The 7,147-nt window shown below is 39.7% G+C and carries 8 protein-coding genes and 2 pseudogenes; 1 reads left to right on the top strand and 9 read right to left on the bottom strand.

Annotation, left to right across the window (positions count from 1 at the left end; genetic code table 11):
- The 9 genes and pseudogenes from G470_RS0110710 to G470_RS0110665 all read right to left on the bottom strand — a co-directional run.
- A pseudogene (locus G470_RS0110710) lies at positions 1 to 247 on the bottom strand (IS30 family transposase); the annotation flags it as partial.
- Positions 248 to 954: 707 nt separating this feature from the next.
- Positions 955 to 1,059, bottom strand: a pseudogene (locus G470_RS14925) (prolipoprotein diacylglyceryl transferase); the annotation flags it as partial.
- Positions 1,060 to 1,145: 86 nt separating this feature from the next.
- Positions 1,146 to 1,706 (bottom strand): Dps family protein, encoded by a 561-nt coding sequence (locus tag G470_RS0110695; protein ID WP_028274799.1) that lies wholly within the window; start codon positions 1,704 to 1,706, stop codon positions 1,146 to 1,148.
- An 87-nt stretch (positions 1,707 to 1,793) separates the two neighbouring features.
- Positions 1,794 to 2,027, bottom strand: coding sequence for a heavy-metal-associated domain-containing protein (locus G470_RS0110690; protein ID WP_028274798.1), 234 nt, complete (start codon positions 2,025 to 2,027; stop codon positions 1,794 to 1,796).
- A gap of 142 nt (positions 2,028 to 2,169) precedes the next feature.
- On the bottom strand, positions 2,170 to 2,334 hold the full coding sequence (locus G470_RS14920; protein ID WP_240470677.1) for a hypothetical protein: 165 nt from the start codon (positions 2,332 to 2,334) through the stop codon (positions 2,170 to 2,172).
- 150 nt (positions 2,335 to 2,484) lie between these two features.
- On the bottom strand, positions 2,485 to 2,718 hold the full coding sequence (locus G470_RS0110680) for a heavy-metal-associated domain-containing protein (protein WP_028274797.1): 234 nt from the start codon (positions 2,716 to 2,718) through the stop codon (positions 2,485 to 2,487).
- 42 nt (positions 2,719 to 2,760) lie between these two features.
- Positions 2,761 to 3,072 (bottom strand): hypothetical protein, encoded by a 312-nt coding sequence (locus G470_RS0110675; RefSeq protein WP_028274796.1) that lies wholly within the window; start codon positions 3,070 to 3,072, stop codon positions 2,761 to 2,763.
- A gap of 26 nt (positions 3,073 to 3,098) precedes the next feature.
- The gene (locus G470_RS0110670) at positions 3,099 to 5,000 is read right to left on the bottom strand and encodes a heavy metal translocating P-type ATPase (protein ID WP_028274795.1); all 1,902 of its coding nucleotides are present in this window, start codon (positions 4,998 to 5,000) and stop codon (positions 3,099 to 3,101) included.
- Positions 5,001 to 5,773: 773 nt separating this feature from the next.
- Entirely contained in the window at positions 5,774 to 6,856 is a 1,083-nt protein-coding gene (locus G470_RS0110665; protein ID WP_240470676.1) for a 2,3-butanediol dehydrogenase, read from the bottom strand.
- Positions 6,857 to 6,918: 62 nt separating this feature from the next.
- Here G470_RS0110665 and G470_RS0110660 point away from each other — a divergent pair.
- Positions 6,919 to 7,147: IS256 family transposase (locus G470_RS0110660; RefSeq protein ID WP_028274793.1), on the top strand; the 229-nt coding region annotated here is incomplete at its 3' end.

Below are 7,147 nucleotides of genomic sequence, written 5' to 3'. Positions count from 1 at the left end.
TCTCGTTGATGTAATCAACTTCACCTTGAGGAAGTTGAATAGGTTTACGTCCACATTTTTGTTTGTTTTCTTTGTATTCTAGATAAATATCGATCGCTGTTTTACCCGTTTTCAACTTCCTGATTACTCTGTAGACTGCTTCATGACCTCGCTTAAGCTTTTTAGCAATCTCGCGACCACTGAGATTAATGGCAAAGTATTCTTCTATGAATATGAGTTCTGTTTTGGTAAGATGGGTGTACGACATGTATGGTGCACTCTCCTTAGCTTTGGTAGGTTAATTTGAGTGTATCATAACATGTCTTTTTTCTGTCTCGCTTAATTATACAATCCACGATAATACTTTGAACCTCTTCATTGTTCAGTGTAAAATGTACTTGGGTCATGTAAAGTCCTCCTGGGTATGTTTTTAGTGGTTAAAAACATTGTACCGTAAAAGGGCTTTTACATGGCCTTTTATCTTTTACACAATTATATGGACTTTATCATTTAACCGGACGTAAAAAAGATATTATAAAAGAAAATGAGTCAATCAGTACCGAGCTGGAAAACGATGCTTAACGTCAATTCAAGTGGGCTATGTTATCAATGCTGCCGGACAAAAGAAAAACGTGTCTTTACATGAAGAGGAAATGCCACTTGTAAGACAGTTATTAGACGATTTTCCCCCGCTCATCACTTCCTTTTTTGTTTTTCTCCTTTTTCTGTTTGGGTGTGCTTGTCGTGAAACGATTATAGCATGTGTCGTCTTTCTTCGTGTCAAGGGTAAAATGCATTCGTGAAGCCCACACTCGCCCTTGACACGCAGACGACACATGCAAGAGCATAACCACGACAAACACACCCATACTAAACAGAAAAAGGATCAATAACAACAAAAAATGCAGGAAGTTCTTTAGCGGGGGAAAATAAGTGGAAAAGCAAGATCAAAAGATTCCGAATCCACTCCCCCAAAACTGCCAGAAAAATTCCCACAGCAATAATTACACCGTACCAATGAATGACAACCGGACCCCATTCTATCGCATGTGGGTTGATCGCTCCAATCAGTAAATTCATTCCATCCCCTTCATCTGAACCGAATCTTAATGAATAGAATTAAGGCTGGAATTTTCACTCCAGCCTTAACCGAATTAATTATTTTTTTAGTCTTCATCCTCATCTTCATAGGCATCATCATCTTCCAATGCTTCTTTGCCTAAGAAGGCTTGCAACATCCAAATGCTTTCATCCAAATGATCTTTGAAAGCAATCAGTGTATCTTCCAACGCATCATCGCCTTCTTCTTGAGCCAAACGTATGGCGCGGACTGTAAATTCACGGGTGCTTCTGAAATCTTCCACGACATTTTCAACCATTTCTTCTGCTTTCAAATACTTGTCAGCCGGGTCTTCCGAAAGCATGGTGTATTTTTCAAATTCGGCGGTTGTGGAAGCTGGTTTGTGTCCTGATACCAACAACCGTTCAGCGATAGTGTCAAACCATTCTTCGTTTGCATTGTACAGTTCTTCCAGTTTGTCATGCAGACTAAAGAAATGAGGACCTTTTACATACCAGTGATACTGGTGTAGTTTTACATGGAGTGTATGGATATTTCCTAAAATATGATCCGCAATGGCTGCTGCATTGATTTTTGTATGGTGTACATGCTCTTTATGCTCTTGCTCTTCTTGCAGTCTTTCTTGTGGTGTTTTATCTTGTGCCATGTTTCTATTCCTCCTACTATTTTTTATTATTTGTTGCCAATGCTAATAAAACGACTGTTGGAAGTAGCTTCCATTTTCAAATATAGCTTACGCTGCTTTGACTTTTGATTTAATAACAGGGTAGCCCAAGTCTTCAATTGCTTTTTCGATTTCTTCGATAGTCACTTTGTCTTCCTCGAAGTTGACTTTTACCTTGCTTGAGTTGAACAAGACTTTCACGCTGCTTTGATCGACACCATCCAGTCCTTTGACGGCACTTTCTATTTTTTGCAAGCAGGACGGGCAGGATAGGGTTTCTAGAGTAATGGTTGCTTTAGACATAAATCATTTCTCCTTTATAAAATTATTTTTATGTTGTTATTCCCTTTGTTATCATCTTACATTTAAAGTATACACCGCATTTGAATTGTTGAACTTGATGACCATCAAGTTTAGAGAATTTATTTTTTTATAAAGAACTATATTACGTTTGGTATGCTTCATCTGCTTCGGATAGCATATTGTAAACAGCCGCATAGGTGCCGCAAACATCTCCCAGAATGGTGTACTGATTGGTTAGTTCGCGCAGTTGATTGAACTCCCTATCCAATTCTGGTTTATCTGAACCAGATTCTTTGGTTTTTTCCATTTGTGTATACACCTCGCGTACCTTAAATGATTCCGGATGATTTTCACTATGACCTGTGTAATAGCTGTGGTGAATAGATCTAATTTTTCCAAATGAGTATGGATATAACCATTAAAGGCAATCCCGTGTGTTTTCTATTTTGATATTTGGTTAAGCTATTTTCACTTTTGATTTGATGACTGGATAACCTAAGTTTTCAATCGCTTTTTCAATGTCTTCGACTGTCAACATATTTTCATCGAAAGCAACTCTGATTTTGCTTGCGTTGAATACTCCTTTCACATTGTTGTGGTCAATGCCGTTAAGTTCTCTTACAGCACTCTCAATTTTTTTCAAACAAGATGGGCAGGCCAAGGGTTCTAATGTAATCACTGCTTTAGACATACTTCAGCTCTCCTTTAACAATTTCTTCTACAATTTTTTGTTTTAGCTGTACTTTCCATGAGCACCCACTAAGATATTCAATTTTTCAATTACGGTGTCTAAACTTTCTGGATTCAATCCGAAATCATCAAATGTTTTCCCATGACCAGATATCAGCATGTCCAGCTTAGGCTGCAAAGCTCCCACAGACTCATCTCCTTCAGGAATGGTACACTTGTGGGCTTTCAATAGCTTGTCTGCTTTTACATGGAGGGAATGAAGGGTCTGTTTATCCAAACGGCTGTCATCAAACTTAACTCCATGGTCTTCGAGTAAAAAATCTAGTTTTTCGTGTATTTCAGTATACCTGTCCATCCTACATTCTCCTTTGTCATTCATTCTTATTCAGCTGTTTCGATTTCTTCTATGCCCGTTTTCACATCATATCTGTCGCCTCTTAAGCGATACTTCAACAATCTCATACCGTTGAAGATGACCACCAAGATACTGGCTTCGTGAACCAACATTCCGATTGACATATTCATCCATTCACTGAACAAGAGGCTGGCCAACAAGACCAAAACAACCCCAACTGCAATGATAATATTTTGTTTCATATTGCTTGCAGTTGATTTCGTCAGCCCTAACGCATGTGGTAAGCGGCTGAAGTCGGAGTTCATCAACACAACGTCAGATGTTTCGATCGCCACATCTGTTCCGCTGCCCATTGCAATCCCGATATCTGCTAGCGCCAAGGACGGGCTGTCATTGACACCGTCCCCGACAAAGGCGACCGTGTGCCCTTTTTGCTGGAGTTTTTCAATATAAGCCGCTTTGTCTTCCGGCAGCATATGCCCGTGCGCTTCGGTGAGGTTCAGTTCACGCGCAACCCGGTCCACTGTGCCTTGGTTGTCGCCGGAAAGAACCACTAAATCTTTCACGCCTAAATTCTTCAATTCCTGCAAGTCTTGTTTCACTCCTGGACGGATTTGGTCGCGGATTCCCATCAGAATCTTCAATTCCCCGTCGACTGCTGTCAATACTAAGGAGTTCCCATTTTTCTCGAATTGTTTGACGTCTTTCTGCGCTTTTTTACTCAACTGCACATTTTCTTTTTCCATCAACGCTACATTTCCAACCGCGATGCGGTGTCCGTCCACTTGAGCGACAATGCCGCCGCCTTTGACGACGTCTGTGTCTTCTACCGGGAACAGTTCTACCGTGCCGGTATGCTGGAGGACGGCCTTGGCTAGTGGATGGTCTGATTCAGTCTCCACGCTGGCTAAATAACTGTAGGCTTTTTCTACATTGTCTCCGTACACTTCTGTTTCCGCGACTTCAGGATTCCCGACAGTCAGCGTTCCTGTTTTGTCGAACACAATCGTATCAACTTTGCTGAAGTCATTGATGACTTCGCTTCCTTTCAAAAGAACTCCATTGCGTGCACCGTTTCCGATTCCGGCTACGTTGGAGACCGGAACCCCAATGACCAATGCACCTGGACAGCCTAGGACTAAGATCGTAATCGCCAATTCAACGTTTTGGGTCATTGCCCAGACAATGAATGCCAGAACCAAAACAGTTGGGGTATACCATTTAGAAAAGCGGTCAATAAAGCGCTCTGCTTCTGATTTAGAATCTTGCGCTTCTTCCACAAGTTCAATGATTTTACCGAATGTGGTGTCTTCTCCGACTTTGTCTGCCCGAATCTGAATGGTGCCATTTTCCAATATCGTACCGGCAAAGACTTCACTGCCTTCTGTTTTTGTGACAGGAACGGATTCTCCTGTGATACTGGCTTCGTTGATATACCCTTCGCCTGTCAGAACGGTTCCATCTACTGGAACTTTCGCACCAGTTTTGACAAGCAGAACATCTCCTTCATCTACATCATCTACATCTACTTCTTCAAATTCTCCGTCTTCTGTTTGGACCAAGGCACTTTCTGGTGCCATGTCGGTTAATTCTTTGATTGCTGAACGTGTCTGGTTCAATGTACGCTGTTCCAAATAATGTCCGAACAAGAACAAGAACGTAACGATAGCCGATTCCTCATAGTTTTGAATCAAGAACGCTCCGATAACGGCAATCGTGACTAAGACATCAATACTGACAACTTTCACTTTCAATGCTTGATACGCTTGAATGGCGATTGGAGCGACCCCAAAGATCGAGGCGATAATCAACGACCACTCAGCAAGAAATGCATTTCCTAAAGCGAAGTGACTGAAAAATCCGACTGCAATTAGAATTCCACTGATCAATGTAATTTGATTTTTCTTACTTAATATATATCGTTGCATGTTTTTTCCCTCCAAGTATTTTTGTTATTTTTAGTATAAGGTACCGTCAATGATTAAAACTTGATTGTCATCAAGTTTGCTTTTTTTTTTTAACTTTGCTCAACCGGGTTCAATTGGGTCACATACTGAACAGGGTGGCCGACAACTGTATATAGTCGGGATTGTACTTTACACGTACTTCCCCAACCTTTGCTAATACTTGTGTAAAATAGATACCTATTTGTTCTTCAAGGGCATATTAGATTTTCCGAGTGCAAGATATGAAGTCAAATGGTTTGATGTTTAGCATCACATTTATAGCAAGATTCATTTCTTGTCGTTGTGTTCTGTATGTATCATATAGTTAATTCACGAAAGAGAAATTGATGGGAATCAAGTTTAATCATCTATCAATAAATTCCTAATCTTGGATTAATACCTGAGAGATAAAACTTTTGCGATCGCTTCATTGTTTATTCCTTGCCTGAGGAGACGAAATGAATTAAGAATTCCTTATTTTTTAGTTACTTATTGGAAGCAGTAACTTTCGTTCATTAAAAAAAGCTGAGCAATTCGCTCAACTTTTCTACGTAATCCTTTTTTGTTTTTTCCAGTGGAGTGTATCATAAACGGATGGTAAAGAGCCTTAGATAAAGAGAGTGCTTTTGAGACAAAAAAGGACCACTTTTTTATGAAAAAAGCGGTCAGAAATTACACTCTCATACAAAATCAGTCAAACAGCCTATACTTTACTATATAATTGTAAAGTATAGGCTGTTTAAATCCGTTAATTTTTATTTGTCGCCACTAAGTTTTACAAGGATTTTCGCTTGACTCTTATCATTGCTTAATGATTCAAAACCATTTTCAACGATATTTTCTAGCTCAATATGGTCAGTAATAAGTGGTGATACATCAATTTGATTATTTTCAATCATCTTCAGCGTTAGATCAAAAATATCATCTTCATACGCTAGTGTTGATGATATACGAACACCAGAAGCTGTTAATAACATTGGATTAAAGTCAATGGGTTCTTCAAAAATAGAGACCACAGTGACTGTACCGCGTGGACGAGTCACTTGAATTGCTTGTTCTAATGTTACAGGCACGCCAGCCACTTCAAATGTTCGATCAACTCCATCTGGGTAACGTTCTTTAATGTACTCATTTGGATCAACTTCACCCGAGTTAACGACATGAGTTGCTCCGACTTCTTTCGCTTTTGCTAGTCGCTCTTCCGATAAGTCAAATGCAAAAATTTCTTTAGCACCAGCTGCACGTGCAGCAATAATATTTACTAATCCAATCGGACCAACACCAAAGACTGCTACCGTTTCGCCAAACTCCATCTCTGATTCTCGAATAGCTTGCATCGCAACAGCAGTTGGCTCTACTAACGCAGCAATTTCTAAAGAAACATCATCACTGACTTTAACCACGTTAATCTTGTCAACAACTGTATAATCAGCAAATCCACCATCTGAGCCTAAACCAACGAATTGGAAGCCTTTATACATATCATATAAACGATTATCATGATTACCACTTGTGATAAGTGGATTAATTGCTACTTTGTCACCTGGTTTTACTGTCTTAACGTTACTACCAACTTCTTCAACAACACCTGAAAATTCATGTCCCATGGTAATAGGACGTTTTTGACCAGTAAGTGGATCAGGTTCATCGCCTGGAGCTATGATTGGCCCTGCTAAATATTCATGTAAGTCACTACCACAAATACCCGCCCAAGCTACACGCACTTTAACATCATCGTCACCAACTAGCTTTGGTTCTTCGATGTCTTCCACACGAATATCTTTTGCATTATAAAATCTGATAAAGTCCATATAATTGTGTAAAAGATAAAAGGCCATGTAAAAGCCCTTTTACGGTACAATGTTTTTAACCACTAAAAACATACCCAGGAGGACTTTACATGACCCAAGTACATTTTACACTGAACAATGAAGAGGTTCAAAGTATTATTGAAAATTCTGTAAAAGACGATGTCTCTAAAAACATTTTGACCACTGTATTCAATCAATTGATGGAAAACCAGCGAACTGAATACATTCAAGCTGAAGACTATGAACGATCTGAAAGCCGAAAAAGCCAACGAAATGGCTACTACGAGCGTGACTTTACGACTCGCGTTGGAACTCTTG

The sequence above is a fragment of the Atopococcus tabaci DSM 17538 genome, from assembly GCF_000429585.1.
Lineage (GTDB): Bacteria > Bacillota > Bacilli > Lactobacillales > Carnobacteriaceae_A > Atopococcus > Atopococcus tabaci.
This window is presented reverse-complemented; position numbering and strand designations above follow the sequence as displayed.

Coding starts and splice junctions, on each gene's coding strand:
- G470_RS0110695 (WP_028274799.1), bottom strand. CDS start 1,706: ATGGCACAAGATAAAACACCACAAGAAAGACTGCAAGAAGAGCAAGAG.
- G470_RS0110690 (WP_028274798.1), bottom strand. CDS start 2,027: ATGTCTAAAGCAACCATTACTCTAGAAACCCTATCCTGCCCGTCCTGC.
- G470_RS14920 (WP_240470677.1), bottom strand. CDS start 2,334: ATGGAAAAAACCAAAGAATCTGGTTCAGATAAACCAGAATTGGATAGG.
- G470_RS0110680 (WP_028274797.1), bottom strand. CDS start 2,718: ATGTCTAAAGCAGTGATTACATTAGAACCCTTGGCCTGCCCATCTTGT.
- G470_RS0110675 (WP_028274796.1), bottom strand. CDS start 3,072: ATGGACAGGTATACTGAAATACACGAAAAACTAGATTTTTTACTCGAA.
- G470_RS0110670 (WP_028274795.1), bottom strand. CDS start 5,000: ATGCAACGATATATATTAAGTAAGAAAAATCAAATTACATTGATCAGT.
- G470_RS0110665 (WP_240470676.1), bottom strand. CDS start 6,856: ATGGCCTTTTATCTTTTACACAATTATATGGACTTTATCAGATTTTAT.